Source organism: Streptomyces sp. NPDC048106, from assembly GCF_040706415.1.
Lineage (GTDB): Bacteria > Actinomycetota > Actinomycetes > Streptomycetales > Streptomycetaceae > Streptomyces.
Genome location: NZ_JBEZND010000029.1, coordinates 68,632 through 88,972, shown reverse-complemented (window position 1 = coordinate 88,972; position 20,341 = coordinate 68,632). Strand labels below are relative to the sequence as shown.

The following is a 20,341-nucleotide window of genomic DNA, read 5'->3' as shown; positions in this document are numbered from 1 at the left end:
GGTCGGCCTTCGGCCGGCAGGGGAGAGTCCTGTCACGGTCGAGGTTCCTGCACACCGGCGGCCTCCAACTCACCTGACCAGGCACGACGCGGCCCCCTGCGCCGAACGCCGGGGGCCGCGTCGAGTCGGGGCTATCCGAACTTGCGGCTGGTGGCCAGGTAGACCTGCTTGGCGTTGGCACCGAGGCGCGGACCGCTGACGAAGGTCCGGCGGTCGCTCAGGGAGTTGTCGGAGACCAGGTACGTACGGCCGTTGTGGGTCATGAACCAGGGCCCACCCGAGGCACCGCCGTTCATCGTGCAGCCGATCATGTACTGCGCCGGGTAATTGCTCGGGTAGCTGTAACCGAGCACCGCGCGCTTGGTCGCGCCACGGCAGTCGTAGAGCTTCGAGCCGTCGTACGGGGACTCCGCCGGGTAGCCGCGCACCTTCATGGTCTTGATCTTGTTGGCGGCCGGGGCGTTGAACCACACCGGAAGGGCCGAACCGATCGTCTCCTGAAGGGACTTGTGGCCCTTTTCCGGCTTCACGTGGATCACTGCGTAGTCGTACGCCGAGGCCACCGTCTGTTGATGGGCGCCGCCCTTGATCCATGCCTGGGAGGTGGTGGCCCAGTCAGCCCACCAGATGCCGTAGGGCGAGACGGCGGTGGAGCGGATGCGCTGCCCGGCCTGACCCATGGTGTACTGGCCGGTGTTGTCGAACGACGGAACGAAGGCGATGTTGCGGTACCAGCCGCCGCCCTTGCCCGCGTGCACGCAGTGGCCGGCCGTCCACACCAGATTGGACTTGCCCGGGTGCGCCGGGTCGGTGACCACCGTGCCGGAGCACACCATGTCACCCTGCGGCGTGCTGAAGAAAAGCTTGCCGACGGGCGCCGCGTAATGGTGGTACGTCGTCGCGACCCGTGTGGCCGACTTCCGCTTCACCGCACCGTCGGGCATGTACATGTACGTGGTGCCGCCACCACCGGTGCTGGTGCTGTCCGCCACGGTGACCCCGGGAATGCTCGACGCGGCCTTGGCGACCCGCTCCGGCGTCCAGAAGTCCTTGATGTACGGGTTGGTGAAGTCCTCGGCCTTGGACTTCCAGTGGCTGAAGTCCTTCCAGCCGCCGTCCTTCCACTTCTGCAGGGCCTGGCCGGTGAGGTCGGTGGGCACACCGGCCGGCAGCTTGTAGCCGCCGAGCGGCGTCCCGCCGTCCTGTCCGGTGTCGACGCCCGGATCGTTCTGGCCCGCCCCGTCCGACGACGAGGCGGACGCGTTGCCGCCCTCGCCCTTCGTGCTGTCGCAGGCCGTGGTGGTCACCAAGAGCGCGGCGATCACGGCGGCAGCGGCCGCAATGCCGCGGCGGCGTATGAATGGCATGGAGCCTGGTCCCCCTGTGGCTGATTCTTGTCATGCTCCAGCTGGCTGGAGTGCACCCCACTATGCACGTGGTCGGACGCGGAATGATCATCGTCGGGGGCAGTCGTATACAAGAGCTACATGGCGGAAATCGTTCCGTGACATGACGTCACCTCCCGCGCCGTTTGCATGGGCACGGGATGCCGGGGGAGAGGGGGAGCAGCCTGCCCCCAACGGGCGGCGGCCGTAGGCCACTTCCGTACCGCCGCACCCTCTCGCGGGAAGCAGCACGCTGCTGCCCGCCGACGAGCGCAGCACCCCCCGCCCCCTACAAGCCGCTGCTGACGCGGCGTTCACCGGCAGCCGGGTACTGTCCGTCTTCCTGCCGGCCCGTACGACGAAGGGCGGGTTCAAACGCCCTCGCGTACGCGGGCCCGCGCGACAACGCGCCGCTCGTCAAGGCTGGTCCTACCTGACGCCGACAGCGTCGGCCGCCGTGGTCCTCCCCGCCGATGCGGGGGCGTTCCGTGGGTCACCGGACCGGCTCCCGGGGCTCAGACCCTCCTCGCAAGCACCGGCTCTCCGGCCAGTTCGGTGAGCCGCAACCTCGCTGGCCAGGTAGAGCCGACGGGGGCGCTCGTCGAGATGCGGCAGAACCTCGGCTGAGCATCTGAGCCGGCCTTCGAAATTCTCCAGCCGCCAGCCAAGTCCCGTACGACCGAGACGGATGAGCCCGCCAGGATCCTGCTTCTCCACGAAGCCGCGGGCAGGTTCCGACATCCAGAGACGACCCGCGTTCATCCGGCACCTCCCAGCTCATGTCTGAGGCCACGTGTGACCGGCAAGGCGCCGTCCCGCAGGGCGTTGAACCTTTAGGTGAACAGCCAGACTTCAGTGTCTTTGTCGCTGAGGGTAGACGCGCGGTCGAACGTGTCCGTCTGGGCGGCCATTCAGATATCGAGACCGGCGAGGCGAACGCGTCAAGAACGAGCCAGCCGCGTGGGCTTGTCGGTGGATTGTCGATGGTTCCCGCTTGTCCTTGATTCAGAATGTGAGGCGGCGCGGACCCAAGGGGGGGCCGCCTGAGTCCGCGAAGGACCCCAACTTCGATGTCAGCCTTTCGCCCAGCCTTGCGGGCATCCAGACATTCCACCTTCAGACCCGTCGCGGTCGCGGTAGCCGCGACTCTCGCCGTCGTGTCTCTGAGCTCGGCGGCGGCCCACGCGGCGCCGGACGCCCCCACCCGGCCGCACGCGGAGTCCACGGTAAGCACGGGCAGGACGATGACCACCGCGCACGCCCCGGCGCTGTCCACGCGCGCGGTCGACGCCACGGGCGTCCACGCTTTGGCCCGCAAGAACCCCAGCTCCTCGGGACTCCAGGCGGGTGTCGACGTGCCGCGGATCGCACCGGCTCCGACGTGCGCGATCAACACCACCAGTAGCTGCCTGAACAACACCGCCACCAGCACGTACCCCACCACGACCAGCTCGGCCGACGCCGACGGTTCCGGCAACAGCATCAACTCCGATGACCTCACGAGCACCTCGGGCTGGCAGAGCGGCAAGACGGTCACCGTCGACGGCGCCACCGTCACACTGCCGAAGTTCGGCACCGGCACCTACGACAACATGCTCGCCTCCGGACAGACCATCACCGTCCCGGACAGCGGCGTGGTGAACACCGGTGACGCGGTGGTCTTCCTCGCCTTCGCCACCGGCGGTGCGGCCAAGGGAGCCACCGGCACCATCACCTACGCCAAGAACAACTGCCTGGACCCGGACGGCAACCCCGCCGACCAGACATACCAGCTGGACACCGTGCCCGACTGGATCAGCGGACCCACCACCTCGGCTTCGCTGACCCTGGTCCACGAGAACCACAAGGACAACACCCAGACCAGCCCGGGCTCCGGCCCGAAGATCTACGCCGTCAGTGTCCCGCTGGTCTGCCCCGGCTCCGTCGTCAGCAGCATCTCCCTGCCCCTGTTCACCAACGGGGTGCAGGCCGGCCAGCCCGCCCTGCACATCCTCGGCCTCGGTATACGCCCGTTGGCCGTCACCGGCAGCGGAACGAGCACTCAGCACTGGGTCGGCACCTGGTCCTCCGTCCAGGACACCGCCCAGGTGCAGCAGTCCGGCGGCAGCACCGCCACCGTCAGCGGGCAGACGCTGCGTATCCCGGCGCATGTCAGCATCGGCACCGATGGCGGCAACGGCGTCCGCATCCACCTGTCCAACGCCATGGGCACCGCCCCCGTGACCTTCGACGCGGCATCCGTCGCCTTGCAGGACTCCACCGCGGGCGGCGCAACGGCAGCCACGGCACCAACCACACTGGCCTTCGGCGGTGCCGCCTCCGTCACCATTCCGGCGGGCGCCGACGTGACAAGCGACCCGGTGACACTGGACGTCCCACAGCAGGCGACCCTGCTGGTCAGCGTGCAGGTGCACGGCTCGGTGTCCGCCATGCCCGGCCACGCTATGGCCCGGACGCCCGTGTGGGTCAGCAGCGCGGCCAACCGCACCGGTGACACCGTCGGCGGCGACTTCACGCAGACGACCTACACCGGCCTGCCGTACCTGGCCGCGATCGACGTCACCACGCCCACCGCAGATCCCACCGGCTCCCTGGTTCTCTACGGCGACCAGAACGTCAACGCCGACACAGGAACCAGCGACGGCCGACACCACCTCAGCGACGCCATCACCGACGCCATCGCCACCGACACCAACGGCGACGGCTCCGTCGACTACGGCATCCTCAACGCAGGCACCGACAGCACCAGCCTGGACAACAGCCTGCTGCCGCAGATCACCAACAGCGACACCCCCGTGAATGCGCTCAACCCCCTGGACCGCAACGTCCTGGCCCAGGCCAACGTACGCACCGTCCTCGTCTCCACAGGCGCCGCCGACCTGCTCAACTGCACCAGCGTCGCCAACACGTGCGCGACGAAGGTCGAGAGCGGACTGGAGGCACTCAACACCCAACTGAGCTCGTATGCGACCGACGACGGACTGGCGTACGCCAACGGGCAGCCGGTCACGCAGAACACCAACCTCACCGTCTACCTCACCACCATCCCTCCGTTCACCGCTGCCCACCCAGGTACCGCCACCCAGGAAGCCGCCCGTGAACAGGTCAACGGCTACCTGCTCGACAACTACCCCACGCAGGTACTCGACTTCGCGGCCGCGGTCTCCACGGACGGCACCGACACCTCGCCGACAGTGAAGGCATCCGACCTCTCCGGAGGCAACCCCTCCGACGCGTACTACGCGGACCTCGCCGGCCTCTACCTGCACGACATCGACACCCACGTCGTCGGCATCGCACCGAACGTGATCGTCCCGCTCGCCGCAGGCAGCGATACCCGACAGTGAGCGGGCCCTGCCCGCGGACGGCACCTTCGCGCGCTGAGACAACCCGTTCACCCACGGCCCGGGGCACGACCTTCGACGCGGCTGGGCAGGAGGCGTTCCACCTCGGCTACGACAGGGGCAAACGGGGTCGGACGGATGCCCCAGACCACGACCTAGGGAGGAAAGTGCCGGTCTCCGGGTCTACCCGCGGGTTGTCTCGGCGACCGGGGCCGGCGCACTCGACTGACGGGCGCCCCACGACCTGGTCCCCGCCGCTTCCACGGTTGGTGAGGAGCCGTACGGCGGCGGTGTAGGCGCGGGCGGTCCTTACGGATATGCCGAAGCCTGCGGCGGTCTGGGCCAGGATGTCGAGCTTGCGCGGGTGGGCGAGGGCAGCGAGCGCACGTGGGTACGGCCGGAGTCACGGCTCCGGGCATTTCATCGTCGCGCGCGCCCGATTCCGCTCCGCATCGCTGCGCATCGCTGCGCAGCGGCTGCGCAGCGGACTCGGTCGTGTTGCCGGCGCGGGGCGCTGCGCGGGGCCCTGTTTCTGCCGCCACGTCGGTGCGTCTACCTCGGCTCACTCGGCATGGGGGCGGCCCAGGCCGTGGTCGTAGGCGAAGATGACGGCTTGGACGCGGTCGCGGGCGCCGATTTTGGCCAGGACTCGGCCGACGTGGGTTTTCACCGTGGACTCGGACAGGACGAAGTGAGTGGCGATCTCGCCGTTGTTCCAGCCTTTGCCGATGGCGACGAGGATCTCGCGTTCGCGGTCGGTGAGGGAGCTCAGTCGTGTGTCTTCGGCGGGGCCGCCGGGGCGCGGTGGCAGGAGGTGGGCGAACTCGTGCAGGAGGCGCCGGGTGAGGGAGGGTGCGATGACGGCGTCGCCGACGGCGACGGCGCGGATACCGGCGAGGAGTTCCTCGGGGCGGGCGTCCTTGAGGAGGAAGCCGCTGGCTCCGGCGCGCAGGGCCGCGTGGACGTATTCGTCGAGGTCGAAGGTGGTCAGCACCAGGACGCGGGAGCGGTCGCCCGTGGCGGTGATGCGGCGGGTGGCCTCGATACCGTCCATGCCGGGCATGCGGACGTCCATGAGGACGACGTCGGGGCGGAGTTCGGCTGCCTTGCGGACCGCTTCTCCGCCGTGGGCGGCCTCGCCGACGACCTCCGTCTCGGGAACGGAGTCGAGGAGCAGTCTGAAGCCGTAACGTTGCAGCGGCTGGTCGTCCACGATGAGCACGGTGGTCACTGGGCACCGCCTTGGGGGGTGAGGTCGAGGACGGCCTCGACTGTCCATCCTCCGCCGGAAGGGCCTGCGCTGAGGCTCCCGCCGTAGAGAGCGGCCCGTTCTCGCATGCCCACCAGACCATGTCCTTCCTCGTTCGCTGGATCAGGTCGGCGGCAGGCACCGGCCGGGCGGGTGTCCTGGACCGTGAGGGTCAGCCGCATGTCCTTCACCACGATGGCCAGGTTCACACGTGCGTCGGCTCCGGCGTGTTTCAGTGTGTTCGTCAGGGCTTCCTGAACGATGCGGTAAACCGTCAGCTGGACCCCGTTGTCCAGGGCGTCAACGTCACCGGCGGTCCGGTAGACGACCTCCAGGCCGGCGGCTCGAACCCTCTCGCACAGTTCGTCGATGTCCGTGAGGCCGGGCTGCGGGCTGAGTTCCGGGCCGTTCCGCGGGCCGTCCGACGCCTCCCGCAGGACGCCCAGCACACGTCTCAGTTCGCCGAGGGCCTGCCGGCCCGTGTCGCCGATGAGGTGGAGGGCTTCCCTGCCCCGTTCTGGAGCGGCGGCGGTGGCGTAGGCCCCGGCGTCGGCGAGGGTGATGATGACGGACAGGTTGTGGCCGACGATGTCGTGCATCTCGCGGGCCACCCGGGCGCGCTCGGCCGCGGTGGCGAGCCGGCTGCGCTGGTCCCGTTCGATTTCCAGGCGGGCCGCCCGCTCCCGCAGCCCCGCGACCTGGGCCCTGCGGATCCGGACCACAAGACCGAGGGCGAGGGCCGCGGTCGCCGTGCTCAGCAGGAAGAACAGCGCGTCCCCGACGGACACCGCCGCCGATGCCCGCAGGGCGACCAGCACCAACGCGGCCGCCATGACCCCGCAGGCGCAGGGCAACTGCCGCAGCCGCCCGTGCAGGGCCAGACTGTACAAGGCGATGAACAGGGCGACGTCCGCGCGCAGCGCGGCACCCAGCGACCACTGCAGGACGAACACGGCGGCCACGGCGCCGAAAGCGACCGCGGGGCCGCGTCGGCGCCACAGCAGGGGCAGTACGAGCCCGGCCTGCAGCGCGAGCATCCCCGCCACCGGCAGCCGGATGAAGGCGAGCCGGAACCGGCGGGGCCCGTCGCCGTCGCCGCCACCTGCGTGCAGCAGGTCCGGCAGGCAGAACATCAGGAAGACCAACACCACCACCGCGGTGTCCAGCACCCATGGATACGCCCGGTCGGCATGCCGCAACCGCTGGCCGGCCCGGGAGAACCGGGCGACCAGCGGTCCCATGCCACCGATGTCTTCGGTGGGCATGGGGGCCTCGGGGGTCAGGGAGGTCACGGGGATCACGTGTTCATGATGCAGGGCGTCACACGTCGCTGCGCAGCAGCCGGTATGCCGCCCCGGCCAGGGCGAGTGCCGTCCAGCCGAGGAAGACCAGCAGGCCGGCCCCGGGCGACAGGCTGGTGGCGTCGCGGGTCAGGGCGAAGATCGACTCGCCTGCGTTGCTGGGCAGATAAGGGCTGATGTCGTCGCGCCAGGAGCTGGGCAGCAGAGAGACCAGGCCGGGAATCAGCATCAGCGTGGCGACGAGTACGGAGATGCCGCCGGCCACCGAGCGCAGCAGGGCGCCCAGGGCGGTACCGATCACGCCGACCAGTCCGAGGTAGAGGCCGGCGCCGAGCAGGCTGCGTACGACGCCGGCATGCGAGAAGTCCATGGCGGCGGGTGTGCCGGAGACGATGCGGCTGCCGAAGAGGAAGGCGACGAACACGCCGAGCGTTCCGATGACCAGCGCGACCAGGCCGAACACTGCTGCCTTGGACCACAGGACCGGGAGCCGGCGCGGCACCGCGGCCAGGGTGGAGCGGATCATGCCGGTCGAGTACTCGCCTGCGGTGACCAGCACGCCGAGGACGCCCAACGCGAGCTGGGCGAAGTTCGTTCCGAAGAGCGACAGGCTCACGGCGGTCGAATGGGCGAAGTCCCCGTCCATGTGGCCGGAGCCGATCCCGGACTTGTACCGGCTGGAGGCGATCAGTCCGAACGCGATCAGGAACAGCAGTCCCAGTCCCAGGGTGATCCAGGTCGACCGCAGGGACCAGAGCTTGGCCCATTCCGAGGCCAGCACGCGCGGCCCGGTCACCCGGTAAGGGGGGCGGGAGGGGGCGGCGGGAGGCGTGTCGGTGGTGGTGGCGGTGAGGGTGGTCACGCGGTCCTCTCAAGGGGCTCGACGGTCTCGGTGCCGGTCGTGGAGCCGTGGTACTCCACGGCATCCCTGGTCAGATCCATGAACGCCTGCTCCAGCGACACCTGGCGTGTGCTCAGTTCGAACAACGCGATCCCGTGCTCGGCGGCCTTCAGACCGATCTCGCGGGCGGTCAGGCCGGTCACCTGCAGTTCCTCTGAACCGATGCGTCCGGTGATGTCGACGCCCGGTCCGGCCAGGACGTCCCGCAGCCGGGCCGGGTCCTGCGTGGCCACCTGCACGGTGTCGCCCCCCGCCTGGTGGACCAGGTCCCGCACGGTCGTGTCGGCCAGCAACCGGCCGCGCCCCACGATGATGAGATGGTCCGCCACCAGTGCCACCTCGCTCATCAGGTGCGAGGAGACGAACACCGTGCGTCCCTCCTCGGCGAGCGACGTCAGCAGGTTGCGTATCCAGAGCACGCCTTCGGGGTCCAGCCCGTTGACGGGTTCGTCCAGCATGACCGTCTGTGGGTCGCCCAGCATCGCCGCGGCGATGCCGAGTCGCTGGCCCATACCGAGGGAGAAGGCACCGGCCCGCTTCTTCGCCACGCTGCCGAGCCCGGCGAGTTCGATGACCTCGTCGACCCGGCGGCGCGGGATGCCGTGCGTCAGCGCCAATGCCCTGAGATGGTGGTAGGCCGAGCGGCCCGGGTGGATCGACTTCGCCTCCAGAAGGGCGCCGACCTCCTGCAGCGGTGCCCGGTGCCGGGCGTAGCGGTGACCGTTCACCGTGACGGAACCGCTGGTAGGGGCGTCCAGTCCGACGACCATGCGCATCGTCGTGGACTTGCCCGCTCCGTTGGGCCCCAGGAAGCCGGTCACCGTGCCTGGCTTCACGACGAAGTCCAGGCCGTCTACGGCCGTCTTTTCCCCGTACCTCTTGGTCAGCTGCTGCGCGTCGATCATGGGCGTTCTTTCTCCCGGGCTCGGCGTCCGCCGGATCCGACGCCTCATCCCGCAACGCTAAGTCCCCGATCGGCCCGACTCGGTGGTACCGGAGGCTGAAACGGAGCGCGCACGTGGTACCGCGGTACTACGCGACTCCAAGAACTCACCATGTCGTGGATCATCAAGGTGCTCACCGACTGGATGGCGCTCGGGCACACCCGGGGCGGGCTCGGGCCGGGGCCGGTTGTTCGGCGGCAGCCGACAGAAACGGCCGGATGCCCGGCCGCCCGAGCGAGACGGCGGCGCAGACCGACCATGTCACGTCCGAGACGTCCTCGCAGGGCCGGAAACGATCCTCGTCCCACGCCTCCGCCCACGGCGGCGGGCGAGTCCACGGCCCGGATGCCGGGCCTGGTGTGCCTGCCGGGCACCATCCGGCACTGTTACGTTGACCGCGAAGGGCGTGCCTGGTGCTCCCGAAGCCGACTCCGCACCCGCGCCACCGAGCCCTTGGCGACGCGGGGCGAACCTCCGGGGGAGGACATGTGAAGCCCGCCCGCACTGCGTCCGTACCGCCGGACGGACCTGCCCGGCGCCTGTCGCCGTGGCGGTTCGTGGTGGCGTTCGGGGCCGTCAGCCTGCTCATGGACTATGTCTACGAGGGCGCCCGCTCGATCACCGGCCCGCTGCTCGCCCACCTGGGAGCCTCGGCGGCCGTGGTCGGCGTGGTCACGGGGGCGGGGGAGGCCGCCGCGCTCGGACTGCGGCTGGTCTCCGGTCCGCTGGCCGACCGCAGCCGCCGTTTCTGGGCCTGGACGATCGCCGGATACGTCCTGACCGCGGTCAGCGTTCCGGTGCTCGGTCTGACCGGCGTCCTGTGGGTGGCCTGCACTCTTGTGGTCGCCGAACGGGTCGGCAAGGCGGTGCGCTCTCCGGCCAAGGACACGCTGCTCTCACACGCCACCGCCGCCACCGGGCGGGGCCGGGGATTTGCCGTGCACGAGGCGATGGACCAGGTCGGCGCATTGCTCGGTCCGCTCACGGTGGCCGGCGTCCTCGCCCTCACCCGTGATGACTACGCGCCCGCACTCGGAGTGCTCGCCCTGCCCGGCGTGGCCGCCATCGCCTTGCTGCTGTGGTTGCGGGCCAGGGTCCCCGACCCGATCGCCTACGAGACGGACGCCGGCACACCGGCGTCCGAAGCCCCTTCCCCCGTGGAACCCCGGGACTCGGGGCTGCCGCGATCCTTCTGGGCCTACGCGGCCTTCACAGCCGCGACCCTGACCGGTTTCGCCACCTTCGGTGTGCTCTCCTACCACCTGGTGACCCGCCATCTGTTGGCTACCGCGACGGTGCCCGTGCTGTACGCGGCGGCCATGGCCGCGGACGCGCTGGCGGCGTTGGCCACGGGCTGGCTGTACGACCGGTTCGGCGCCCGGGTCCTGGTCGTCCTTCCGCTGCTGTCCGCCGCCGTTCCCGCCCTCGCCTTCACCGACACGGTGGGGATCGCGGTGGTGGGTGCGCTGGTGTGGGGGGCCGCTGTCGGTGTCCAGGAGTCCACTCTGCGCGCCACCGTCGCCGATCTGGTACCGGCCGGTCGCCGGGCCACCGCCTACGGCGTCTTCGCCGGGATCACGGGCGTCGCCGCGCTGGCCGGCGGCACACTGACCGGGGCGCTGTACGACGTCTCCGTCCCCGTTCTGGTCATCGTTGTCGCCGGTATCCAGGTCGCGGCGCTTGTCCTGCTGTGGACCACCCGGGCCGCGCGGTCAGGTACGCGGGTGTCTCCCCGTGGGTGAGCCTGCGGCTGAAAGCGGCAGCACGTCCACGACCGTCCGGGGCCGCTGCCGCTTCTTGCCGATCCGGGGTTCGGACCTGCCCTTCCGGTCGCGAGCGTGTCGGTCTCGACCGGCTGAACTCGGTGAGGAAGGTGGCGCACGGTCTCGTCCACCACGGCGCCTCGGTCAGCCGCCGCCGGGCCTCCTCCACCCGGCTCGGGGGGCCCGGTGCCGCCGCCACCGCCGAGCCGGCACAGAGGACCCGCAGCCGGGCGGGCTCGCGCCCCCTGGCCGCCGAGGGCGAACGCCTGTCCTGACCGACCCTGCTGTGGCTCGGCCTGATCGGCGGCGGTCCCACCTTCCTCGGCACGCTCATCGGCCGGCACCTGGTCGACGGCACCCTGTCGATCGCCTTCCTCGGCCTTGCCGCCGGGTCGATCCTCCACCTCGTCATCGAACTGCTGGTCGTCGCCCGCAGGACCGGGCTGAAGACACTCACGACCAGTGTCGCGAGCCGCGTGCCGAGTCCGGATCGCGTCACCGCCTGCCCGTCGGTCCGGGGCCGCCGCGGCGAGGGCGGTCGCCTAGGGATCGCCTAGGGACCGTCGGGCTGGGCCCGGTGGCCCGCGCCATCGTCCAGGAGGTGCGCCTGCCCGTGTTCCTTGTCGGCGGCCCCGGCACGGGTGAGGTGCGGTGGCCCGGCGCGGCTCACGGGATGTCTTCGGATGCGGGCGTCTTGTGCGGGCCGGAACCGGACGCGGGCGTCGATGCCGCCGTGGGGTGCGGCGTCGAGTGTGACGTCGCCCCCGCCCGCCTGTGTGAGCCGCTGAACCATGGACAGGCCGAGGCCGGTGCCGTCGTGGTGGGCGTCGGTGGCACGCCAGAACCGGTCGAAGGCGCGTCGCCGTTCGGCCTCGGTCATGCCTGGGCCTTGATCGACCACGTGCAGCTCGGCCATGCGTGGTGTACGGCCGGAGTCGGTGGGTGCCGGTGCGGTGGCGAGGGTGATGGTGCCGCCGGGAGGAGACGCCCGCAGTGCGTTGGAGAGCAGGTTGTCGATGATCTGTTCGAGCGCTCCCGGGACTGCCCACACCGGTCCGGCCGGGGTTCCGGCCACGGTGATGTCGACGTGCTGTTCACCGGCGAACGCCGTCCAGATGTCCGCGCGATCGGCCACGACCGCGTCCAGGTCGATGACCTCCGGTGTGATCGCCGAGTTCTCCAGCCGGGCCAGGGCGAGCAGCCCCTGCACCATGCGGCTGAGCCGCCCCACTTCGCCGATCGCCTCGCCCAGGCTGTGCTGGGCGCAGCGGGCGAGATGGGGCTCGAAGTTCTCAAGGCGCAGGCGCAGTGAGGTCAGCGGGGTCTTCAGTTGGTGCGACGCCTCGGAGGCGAAGGCTTCCTGGGCGCGGAGCAGATGTTGGAGCCGGTCTGCCGTGTGTGTGAAGGAGGTGGCCAGTTGTCGCAGTTCCGGCGGCCCGCGGTCGGTGGCCGGAGGGTCGGTGAGTCGGCCGTTGGCGAGTTGCCTGGTGGCGCATTCCAGGGCGCGGAGGGGTCGGGTGATCCAGCGGGCCAATGCGAACCCGATGAGAGCGACCATGGCCAGCACGCCCAGCCCGACCAGGGCGAGCGCCATCCAGGTGGCGCGGACCTTCTGGGCGAGTGGGTCGAGGGAGTACAGGGTTCGCACGACGCAGGGCACCGTGTCGCTGGAGGTGCCTGGCACGGTGGCGAACAGTACTTTGCCGCCTGGGACGAGGTCGTGGCTGATGCCGGTGGCGGGCCGGTCGCTGAGGGCGGCGGCGATGTCCGGTTCGGAGGAGAGGTTCCTTCCCACGGCGTGGGCGGTCGTGGTGTCGGTGAGGACGATGCCCCTCCGGTCGGCGACGAGCACGCTGCTGCCGGTGCGCCGAGCGTAGGCGCGGGCGAGTTGGGGCAGATCGGAGGCCAGCCCGTGCTCAAGCTTCTCCTCGCACACCGAGGCGAGTGTCACCGCGCCCAGTTCCGCGGTGTGGGAGAAGCGGTTCAGCTCGCTGCGGGCGTAGACGAAACCGAACGGCACTTCGAGGGCGAGCAGGACGAGCGCCATGAGGCTGAGGTAGCTGAGCAGGAGGCGGCGGGTCATAGGGCACCTCCGCGTGGCTGTTCGAGCGGTGCCTGGTAGGTGGTGTCGGCCCTTGCCGGCGGCGGTACGAGGCGGAACCCGATACCGCGGATGTTCTCGATCCAGGAGGGGTCGCCGAGTTTGCGACGCAGGGCGGCGATGTGGACGTCGAGCGTCTTGGTCGGGCCGAAGTAGTGCGGCTCCCAGGCGGTGTCGAGGATCTGCTGGCGGGAGAAGACGGCTCCGGGGTCCTCGGCGAGGCAGACGAGGAGGTCGAACTCCTTGGGAGCCAGGGCGATGGGCGACTGGTGCAGGTGCACTTGACGGGTGCGGCGATCGATGGTCAGGGGCCCGATCCGCTGGGCGCCCGGTACACCGCCCCGGTCCGGGCCGTTGGAAGACTCCGCCACGGGACCGCCCGGGCCGGGGGACGGAGCGCGGGTCCGGCGCGTGACGGCGCGGATCCGGGCCACCAGCTCCCGGGTCCCGAACGGCTTGGACAGATAGTCGTCCGCGCCTAGTTCCAGGCCGAGTACGCGATCGACTTCGGAGTCCCGGGCAGTGATCATGATGATCGGGACGGCGGAACGGGCCCGCAGTTCCCGGCAGACGTCGATGCCGTCCATGTCGGGCAGCCCCAGGTCCAGGAGCACTATCTCCGGTTCCCTGGCAGACAGGCCGTCGGCACCCGTCCGCGCGTGTTCCACGGTGAACCCGAAGCGGCACAGCCCCTCCATCAGTGGTTCGGCCACCCGGTCGTCGTCCTCGATCAACAAAACGTGCATGGGGTCAGGCTCACAAACGGCGTGCGCACCGTGCGGGCCAATCGCCGGTGCGTTCCCCCGTGGCGGTGATCCTGTTCGAGTCAGTTCCGTGACGTCGGCGCAGGTGAGGCCCCCGATGGGCTCTTTGGAATTCCACCGGACGGCGCAGTCGGAGGGCCAGGAGAGTGCCCGGACATCCAGTGTGTCGATAGCGGCTGGTCAGCAAACAGTTAAGAGCCCCTGATGTCGGTCGCGTCGCATGGAGTGTGACCAAGAGCCTGACCTCGTGGAAGAGCCGCTGTTCCACTGTCCGTTCTTTGCTGCGGCGTGATAACTGCCTCGATCCGAACGCGGGACAGGAAAGTTCCGGAGCTCAGGCAGTTCTCCCGGCATGTTCCCTTCCTCGCGGCGCTCGCTGTATATGCGCTGTGAATTCGCTTACACGCTTCCCCGTACTGTCGAAATGCGGCGGGCCACAGGCGTGTCAAGCGAAGGAACCGCCAACACAATGTCTGGAAACAGGGATGCCAAACACAGACTCAATTGCGGTTACGAATCGGCCGTCTCCTTCTCTTCCGGGACGGTGATGATGTATCAGAAAGCAGTCGAAGAGCTGCGCATGGTGCGCCCGGATCTTGTCGAGCCGTTCATGCACGCGCTCCCGGCGGCGCGTGCCACCGTGCTGGGCCGGCTGTGGGGCGCTTTCGCCCGGGAGCCGGTTCCCGGAGTGACCGGCCGACGGCGAGAGGCGGAGACGCTGGTGGTCACTCTGGACAGCGGCGGCCGTCTCGCCGCGTCCGACGCGTGTGCCCAGCGGTTCGCCCGGATTCCCGAGGACTTCACCGTGATGGGGCCCGAAGGGCCTCTCCGGGGCCCGGCAGAGCTGCTGGCGCAGCTGAAGTCGCGCACCGCCGCGGCAAGCCGGCTCGCCGCGGAGCTCGACAACTCTGTCGTCAACCTTGCCCTGGCCCGCGCCGCGAACACCGGAGGCCCCCCTCGGCTGCGCGACTCGGCCGACGCGGAGCAGGCGGTCGTCGACGGCCACCCCCAGCACCCGTGCTGCCGCACCCGCACCGGCATGTCCGTCGCCGAAGTGCTCGCCTACGCGCCCGAACACCATCCGGTGGTCCAGCTGGCCCTGCTCGCCGTCCCGGCCGACCGCCTGCAGCAAGCCGGCACGTGGCCCGCGGAGCTGCGGGACGGGGACACGTTCCTGGTCCCGGTGCATCCCTGGCAGCGGGATCACGTGCTGGTACGCCACCGCGACCTCACCCTGACGCGGCACACACTGCCGGCCCGGCCGCTCCTGTCGCTGCGCACCCTGGCGCCGTCGGCCGGACTCGCGGGCTGCCACATCAAGACCGCGCTCGACGTACAGGTCACCAACTACCGCCGCACCATCTCACCGGTCGAGCTCGCCGACGGCCCGCCCCTGTCGGAGCTCGTCTCGGCGGTCGTCGACAAGGCCGGGGTCGGCGGAAGCCTGCGAGTCCTGCGCGAACTGGGCGGCGGCGCGGTACGGGTGGACGGCCAGGCGTCCGCGAGCCTGGCCGCGATGGTCAGGGAGTCCACCGAGTACCACCTCGACGACGGCGAGATCGCCGTTCCGCTGACGGCGGTGCACGCCACCGGCGCCGCTGTCGTGGCAGGTGATCCTGTGCGCTGGCTGGCGGACTTCGCGGAACTCGTACTGCCTCCGGTGCTGGCGCTGCTGTCCATGGGGGTGGCCCTGGAGGCCCATGGCCAGAACACCCTGGTGGTCCTGCGAGACGGACGGCCGGTGCGGGTGCTGTACCGAGACCTGGACGGGGTACGGGTCAGTCCCCGTCGGCTGGCCGCCTGCGGGTTCACGCTGCCGCCGCTGGAAGGCACCCGCGCCGGCGACGACATGGACGCGCTGCGCACCAAGCTGTTCGGCGGACTGCTCAGCGGGGTCTTCAGCGAACTGGTCGACGTGCTCGCCCGCACGCGGGCCGCGGATCCCGGGACGCTGTGGGAGACGGTGGCCGAGGCCGGCCGCCGCGTGTACAGCCATCTGCCCGACGACGGGGACGCGGCAGCGTTCTTCGGCGACACACTGCCACTGAAGGCGACCATCGCGATGCGTCTGGCCGAGGACACCGGCACGGCGCAGTGGACTGCCGTCCCCAATCCTCTCGCGCAGCACCGCTGACCCCCGCAGCCCCGGGTGCGGCCATGGAAGGGCCTGTCCAAGCGGTCCTTTCATGGCCGCACGACGGCCGGCCGACGACCGACACACGACTTCGGACGTACTGGAGCCACTGCATGACCACCTCCACCACTGCCCCCAGCGACACCACCACGACCGTCACCGCCGCCACCGCAACCGACAGCCCCACACAGACGGCCGACATCGTCACCGCTCACACACTGCTCAACTGCCTGATCCGCGAGGTCTCCGCTCCTGAGCACCAGGTGACCGTGGACCAGGACCACCTCCTGCTGCGCCTGCCCCGACGTGGCCTGCTGTTGCGCGCCCGACTGCGCAGGGTCTCGCTGATCGGCGCCCACCGTTTCCAGGGGTCGGCCGAGCGGCTCGACAGCGACGGCTGGGGCACCATCGGCTGGCAGGAACTGGCCGGCTACGTCCAGGACGAACTGGAGCAGCGCACCGGCACGGCCAACGACGAATTCCTGGACCAGGTCCGCGACAGCCGCGAGACCATCCGCACGGCCCTGGAGCACCGGGCCGGCGCGACCCCGCACACGGACCTCTACCTCGCTTCGGAACAGGCCCTGGTGTTCGGCCACCGCTTTCACCCCACACCCAAAGCCCGCACCGGGGGCCCAGCGGACTGGCTGGCCTACGGGCCGGAAACCGGCGCCCGCTTCCGGCTTCGCCATCTGGCCGTACGCCGCCACCTGGTGCGGGAGGAGGGCGACCTGAGGGATCTCGACGCACTGTGCCCGGGGGCGGACCCGGACTTCGTGACGCTGCCGGTGCACCCCTGGCAGTTCCGGCTCCTGAGTGACCACCACCTGCTGCGCGCGGCGATGGACGCGGGCGAGGTCGTGGACACCGGCCTGAGCGGGCCGGCGTGGGTGCCGACCGCATCGGTGCGCACCCTGTACCAGCCGGACGCGGACACCTTTCTGAAGTTCAGTCTGAACGTCCGCCTTACCAACTGCGTCCGCAAGCACGCCCGTTACGAACTGTCCGGTGCGGTCGCCCTGAACCAGCTGGTCCAGCCCGTCATGGCCCGTATCGCCGACCGCTTCCCCGGCTGCGCACTGCTCGCCGAGCCGGGCTACCGCACGCTCGCCGTCGACGACGACACCGCCCTGCTGGAGGGTTTCGGCGTCATCCTCCGCTCCGGCCTGCGCCCTCACCTGCGTCCCGGCGTCACACCCCTGCTCGCCGCCGCGGTCGCGGACGAGTACCCCACCAGCGAAGCCCACGTCTCCCGCCTGCTCGCCCGTGGTGACGGAGACCTCCTGGCCTGGTGGGACGCGTATCTGCGGCTGCTGCTGCCGCCAGTGCTGGCCGCCTACCTCGACCACGGCGTCGTCCTGGAACCTCACCTGCAGAACGTCATCGTCGGCGTGAACGCGGAGGGCATGCCCGCCCAGATGCTGTTTCGCGACCTGGAGGGCACCAAACTCCTGCCCCGCCACCACCGCAGCGCCCTCGCCGCTCTGCCCGAAGACGTCAGCGGGCCCCTCACCTACGACGCCGAACGCGGCTGGAACCGCGTCGCGTACTGCCTCCTGGTCAACCACGTCGCCGAAATGCTCGGCGCCCTCGCCGACCTCGATCCGGCACGCGAGCCGGCCCTGTGGAGCTTGGTCCGCGACCACCTCGGCGCCTACGCCGCCACCGCGGCCGAACCGCCACGGCTCCGTGCCCTGCTCTGCGGGGTGCCGCTGCCCGCCAAGGCCAACCTCCTTTTGCGCTGGGCCCGCCAGGCGGACCGGCACGCCACCTACGTCCCCCTGACCAGCCCGCTCGGCGCGGACTTCCCCCGTGAGGTCGCCCTGTGAGACCCGCCCTGCTGCACCACGTCCACCAACTGGCCGACGACGACCTGCCCGCCTACGTCTACGACCTGCCCGGCCTACGCGACCACGCCCGCACCATCCGGGCCGCGCTGCCGCAGCGCGTCCAGTTCCTGTACGCGGCGAAGGCCAACTCCGACCCGCGCCTGCTGCGTGCCCTCGCCGAGCACATCGACGGGTTCGAGGTGGCCTCGGGCGGCGAGATCCGCCACATCCGCGGCCTCCTCGCCGACACGCCGATCGCCTTCGGCGGCCCCGGCAAGACCCCGGCCGAACTGACCCAGGCCCTGGACGCCGGGGCGGAACGCCTCCACATCGAAAGCGAACACGAGCTGCGCACCTTGACGACCCTGCTGGGCGACCGTACCGCCGACGTCCTCCTGCGCGTCAACGTACCGGTAGTGGTCCGCTCGGCCGCGCTGGCCATGGGCGGTCGGCCCAGCCCCTTCGGTCTGGACCCCTCCCAACTGGACCGATGCCTGCGCATCATCGCCGCCGACGGGCGTATCCGGCTGCACGGGCTCCACGCCCACCTGGCCAGCGGCCTCGACGCGCGCGCCCACCTGGCCCTCGTCGACCAGGTCATGAGCTGGGCGGACCGCTGGGCGCACCAACGGGGGATCCCGCTGACCGAGGTCAACATCGGAGGCGGAATGGGCGTCGACTACGCCGACCCTCGCGACGTCTTCGACTGGCCGGCCTTCGGGATCGGACTGCGCCGGACACTGGAGCGCCACCCCGACCTGACGCTGCGGATCGAACCGGGCCGCTCGGTCACCGCCTACTGCGGCTGGTACGTCACCCAGGTCCTGGACATCAAGTCCAGCCGCGGCGAGGCGTTCGCCGTCCTGCGCGGAGGCACACACCACCTGCGCACACCCGCCGCGAAACAGCACGACCAGCCCTTCGAGGTCGTCCCCGACGACTCCTGGCACCACCCCTGGGCCCGCCCCGAGGCCCGCGACCAGCCGGTAACCCTCGTCGGGCAACTGTGCACGCCCAAGGACGTCCTGGCCCGACGCGCCATGGTCGACCGGCTGCGGGTGGGCGACCGGATCGCCTTCGCGATGGCCGGCGCCTACGCATGGAACATCTCCCACCACGAGTTCCTCATGCACCCCCACCCGACCTTCCACCACGTCGACGGCGCCGACGCTCCCGTCGGAGACGCCTGCGCCTTCCAGACGGCATGAGCACGGATCACCAAGCGGGCGAACAGAGGGGAAGCAAGGCTTCGAGCGCGGCGCTCGACACGCTCACCGTCCGCCCCTTCCGCCGGTATCTGCTGGGCCAGCTGACCTCCAACATCGGCACGTGGATGCAGCGTGCCGCCCAGGATCTGCTGGTCCTGCACCTCACCGGGAACAGCGGCAGCGCGGTCGGTGTCGTGACCGCGCTGCAGTTCCTGCCCCAGACCCTGTTCGGCCTGAGCGGGGGTGTCCTGGCCGACCGGTTTCCCAAGCGTCGCCTGCTGCTGATCACGCAGACCGCCATGGCGGTGCAGTCCCTGCTGCTGGGGCTGCTGACCGTCACCGGGGCGGTGAACCTGTGGTCCGTGTACGCGCTGGCCCTCGCCCTCGGCACCGCCACCGCCGTGGACAGCCCCGCCCGCAACGCCTTCATCGCCGAACTGGTCAGCCGGGAGCGGATGCCCGCCGCGGTCAGCCTGAACTCGGCCCAGTTCAACGTCGCCCGCATCCTCGGCCCCGCCGCGGCCGGTCTGACCGTCGCCGCCATGGACACCGGCCCGGTCTTCCTCATCAACGCCGTCTCCTACCTGGCGGTCCTGTACGGGCTGATCACCGATCCCCCCGGCGCGCCGCGCGAGCCCAGCGGGCCGCGGCGCGACGGTCCATGGCTGACCGAGGCGTTCCGTCACATCACCGCCACCCCGGAGATGCTGCTGCCGATCACGCTCATCGCCGTCGTGGGCACCTTCGGCCTCAACTTCCAGGTCACCATCTCCCTCGTAGCCACCAAGGTCTTCCACTCCGGCGCCGCCGCCTTCGGCTGCCTCTCGGCCGCCTACGCCGCGGGCAGCCTCATCGGCGCGGCGCTCGCGGCCCACGGCGGTCAGCCTCCCACCGCACGGCGTCTGGTCACCGCAACCGCGGTCTTCGGAGTGCTGGAAGCGGCGCTGGGCCTGATGCCGGGCTACGGCACGTTCATGGCGCTGCTGATTCCCACCGGCTACGCCGCGGTCACCGTCACCACCACCGCCAACGCACTGACCCAACTGCGTGCCGAGCCGCACCTGCGCGGTCGCGTGCTGTCCGTGTACTTCCTCGTCCTCCTCGGCGGCACACCCATCGGCGCCCCCCTCGTCGGCATGGTCTCCGACGCCTTCGGTACCCGCTCCACCCTGATCCTCGGCGGCATCGTCTCGACGGTCTCCGCGCTCGTTCTCTCGGCGTTGATCGCCGAGCGCCGAGGGCTGGATCGCCCTAGGAAGGTTGCCGGACCGCTCGGCGCACCACTCCCCGACACGCCTCCGGCCGGTCATTCCGGCAGGGCCCCCTGATCGGCGCATTGCTCTGGACGATCAAGATCGTGGCGATCACGCCGGGTGAGCCGAGCCGTGTGGCACCGGCTGGACGCCCATGACGATGTG

Annotated in this window: 14 protein-coding genes and 1 pseudogene; 7 read left to right on the top strand and 8 right to left on the bottom strand. The window is 70.4% G+C overall.

The annotated features are described in order from the left end of the window. Nucleotides 1-131: 131 nt before the first annotated feature. A complete protein-coding gene (locus tag AB0927_RS26840) occupies nucleotides 132-1,367 on the bottom strand; it encodes a hypothetical protein (protein ID WP_366670279.1) in 1,236 nt (411 codons plus the stop codon). 1,175 nt (nucleotides 1,368-2,542) lie between these two features. Here AB0927_RS26840 and AB0927_RS26835 point away from each other — a divergent pair. Further along, nucleotides 2,543-4,732 carry a hypothetical protein gene (locus tag AB0927_RS26835; protein ID WP_366670278.1) on the top strand — a complete coding sequence of 730 codons (2,190 nt, stop codon included), beginning with the start codon at nucleotides 2,543-2,545 and terminating at the stop codon, nucleotides 4,730-4,732. 289 nt (nucleotides 4,733-5,021) lie between these two features. Here AB0927_RS26835 and AB0927_RS26830 read toward each other — a convergent pair. From AB0927_RS26830 to AB0927_RS26810, 5 genes and pseudogenes are all read right to left on the bottom strand, one after another. Beyond that, a pseudogene (locus AB0927_RS26830) lies at nucleotides 5,022-5,126 on the bottom strand (IS5/IS1182 family transposase); the annotation flags it as partial. A gap of 165 nt (nucleotides 5,127-5,291) precedes the next feature. Continuing rightward, on the bottom strand, nucleotides 5,292-5,960 hold the full coding sequence (locus tag AB0927_RS26825; protein ID WP_366670277.1) for a response regulator transcription factor: 669 nt from the start codon (nucleotides 5,958-5,960) through the stop codon (nucleotides 5,292-5,294). Continuing rightward, nucleotides 5,957-7,243, bottom strand: a complete 1,287-nt coding sequence (locus AB0927_RS26820; RefSeq protein WP_366670302.1) for a histidine kinase — start codon at nucleotides 7,241-7,243, stop codon at nucleotides 5,957-5,959. Before AB0927_RS26820 ends, AB0927_RS26825 begins: the two co-directional genes overlap by 4 nt. A gap of 55 nt (nucleotides 7,244-7,298) precedes the next feature. Then, on the bottom strand, nucleotides 7,299-8,141 hold the full coding sequence (locus AB0927_RS26815; RefSeq protein ID WP_366670276.1) for an ABC transporter permease: 843 nt from the start codon (nucleotides 8,139-8,141) through the stop codon (nucleotides 7,299-7,301). Next, entirely contained in the window at nucleotides 8,138-9,085 is a 948-nt protein-coding gene (locus AB0927_RS26810) for an ABC transporter ATP-binding protein (protein ID WP_366670275.1), read from the bottom strand. The genes AB0927_RS26815 and AB0927_RS26810 overlap by 4 nt, the downstream gene beginning before the upstream one ends. A 527-nt stretch (nucleotides 9,086-9,612) precedes the next feature. Here AB0927_RS26810 and AB0927_RS26805 point away from each other — a divergent pair. Next, nucleotides 9,613-10,866 (top strand): MFS transporter, encoded by a 1,254-nt coding sequence (locus AB0927_RS26805; protein ID WP_366670274.1) that lies wholly within the window; start codon nucleotides 9,613-9,615, stop codon nucleotides 10,864-10,866. Nucleotides 10,867-10,997: 131 nt separating this feature from the next. Next, complete coding sequence (locus AB0927_RS26800; protein ID WP_366670273.1) at nucleotides 10,998-11,162, top strand: hypothetical protein; 165 nt, start codon at nucleotides 10,998-11,000, stop codon at nucleotides 11,160-11,162. Between the two features lie 278 nt (nucleotides 11,163-11,440). On the opposite strand, the gene AB0927_RS26795 is transcribed toward AB0927_RS26800, so the two are convergent. Further along, nucleotides 11,441-12,970, bottom strand: coding sequence for a HAMP domain-containing sensor histidine kinase (locus AB0927_RS26795; protein ID WP_366670272.1), 1,530 nt, complete (start codon nucleotides 12,968-12,970; stop codon nucleotides 11,441-11,443). Then, complete coding sequence (locus tag AB0927_RS26790) at nucleotides 12,967-13,734, bottom strand: response regulator transcription factor (RefSeq protein ID WP_366670271.1); 768 nt, start codon at nucleotides 13,732-13,734, stop codon at nucleotides 12,967-12,969. The genes AB0927_RS26795 and AB0927_RS26790 overlap by 4 nt, the downstream gene beginning before the upstream one ends. A 565-nt stretch (nucleotides 13,735-14,299) precedes the next feature. Here AB0927_RS26790 and AB0927_RS26785 point away from each other — a divergent pair. From AB0927_RS26785 to AB0927_RS26770, 4 genes are all read left to right on the top strand, one after another. Beyond that, complete coding sequence (locus AB0927_RS26785; RefSeq protein ID WP_366670270.1) at nucleotides 14,300-15,886, top strand: IucA/IucC family protein; 1,587 nt, start codon at nucleotides 14,300-14,302, stop codon at nucleotides 15,884-15,886. Between the two features lie 113 nt (nucleotides 15,887-15,999). After that, nucleotides 16,000-17,715, top strand: a complete 1,716-nt coding sequence (locus AB0927_RS26780) for an IucA/IucC family protein (RefSeq protein WP_366670269.1) — start codon at nucleotides 16,000-16,002, stop codon at nucleotides 17,713-17,715. Further along, nucleotides 17,712-18,923 (top strand): type III PLP-dependent enzyme, encoded by a 1,212-nt coding sequence (locus AB0927_RS26775; protein ID WP_366670268.1) that lies wholly within the window; start codon nucleotides 17,712-17,714, stop codon nucleotides 18,921-18,923. Before AB0927_RS26780 ends, AB0927_RS26775 begins: the two co-directional genes overlap by 4 nt. Beyond that, complete coding sequence (locus tag AB0927_RS26770) at nucleotides 18,920-20,251, top strand: MFS transporter (RefSeq protein WP_366670267.1); 1,332 nt, start codon at nucleotides 18,920-18,922, stop codon at nucleotides 20,249-20,251. The genes AB0927_RS26775 and AB0927_RS26770 overlap by 4 nt, the downstream gene beginning before the upstream one ends. The last annotated feature ends 90 nt before the right edge of the window (nucleotides 20,252-20,341 follow it).

Excerpts from the sequence above, each read along its gene's own strand:
- AB0927_RS26840 (WP_366670279.1), bottom strand. The coding sequence starts at position 1,367 with ATGCCATTCATACGCCGCCGCGGCATTGCGGCCGCTGCCGCCGTGATC.
- AB0927_RS26820 (WP_366670302.1), bottom strand. The coding sequence starts at position 7,243 with ATGCCCACCGAAGACATCGGTGGCATGGGACCGCTGGTCGCCCGGTTC.
- AB0927_RS26810 (WP_366670275.1), bottom strand. The coding sequence starts at position 9,085 with ATGATCGACGCGCAGCAGCTGACCAAGAGGTACGGGGAAAAGACGGCC.
- AB0927_RS26795 (WP_366670272.1), bottom strand. The coding sequence starts at position 12,970 with ATGACCCGCCGCCTCCTGCTCAGCTACCTCAGCCTCATGGCGCTCGTC.
- AB0927_RS26790 (WP_366670271.1), bottom strand. The coding sequence starts at position 13,734 with ATGCACGTTTTGTTGATCGAGGACGACGACCGGGTGGCCGAACCACTG.
- AB0927_RS26785 (WP_366670270.1), top strand. The coding sequence starts at position 14,300 with ATGATGTATCAGAAAGCAGTCGAAGAGCTGCGCATGGTGCGCCCGGAT.
- AB0927_RS26780 (WP_366670269.1), top strand. The coding sequence starts at position 16,000 with ATGACCACCTCCACCACTGCCCCCAGCGACACCACCACGACCGTCACC.
- AB0927_RS26770 (WP_366670267.1), top strand. The coding sequence starts at position 18,920 with ATGAGCACGGATCACCAAGCGGGCGAACAGAGGGGAAGCAAGGCTTCG.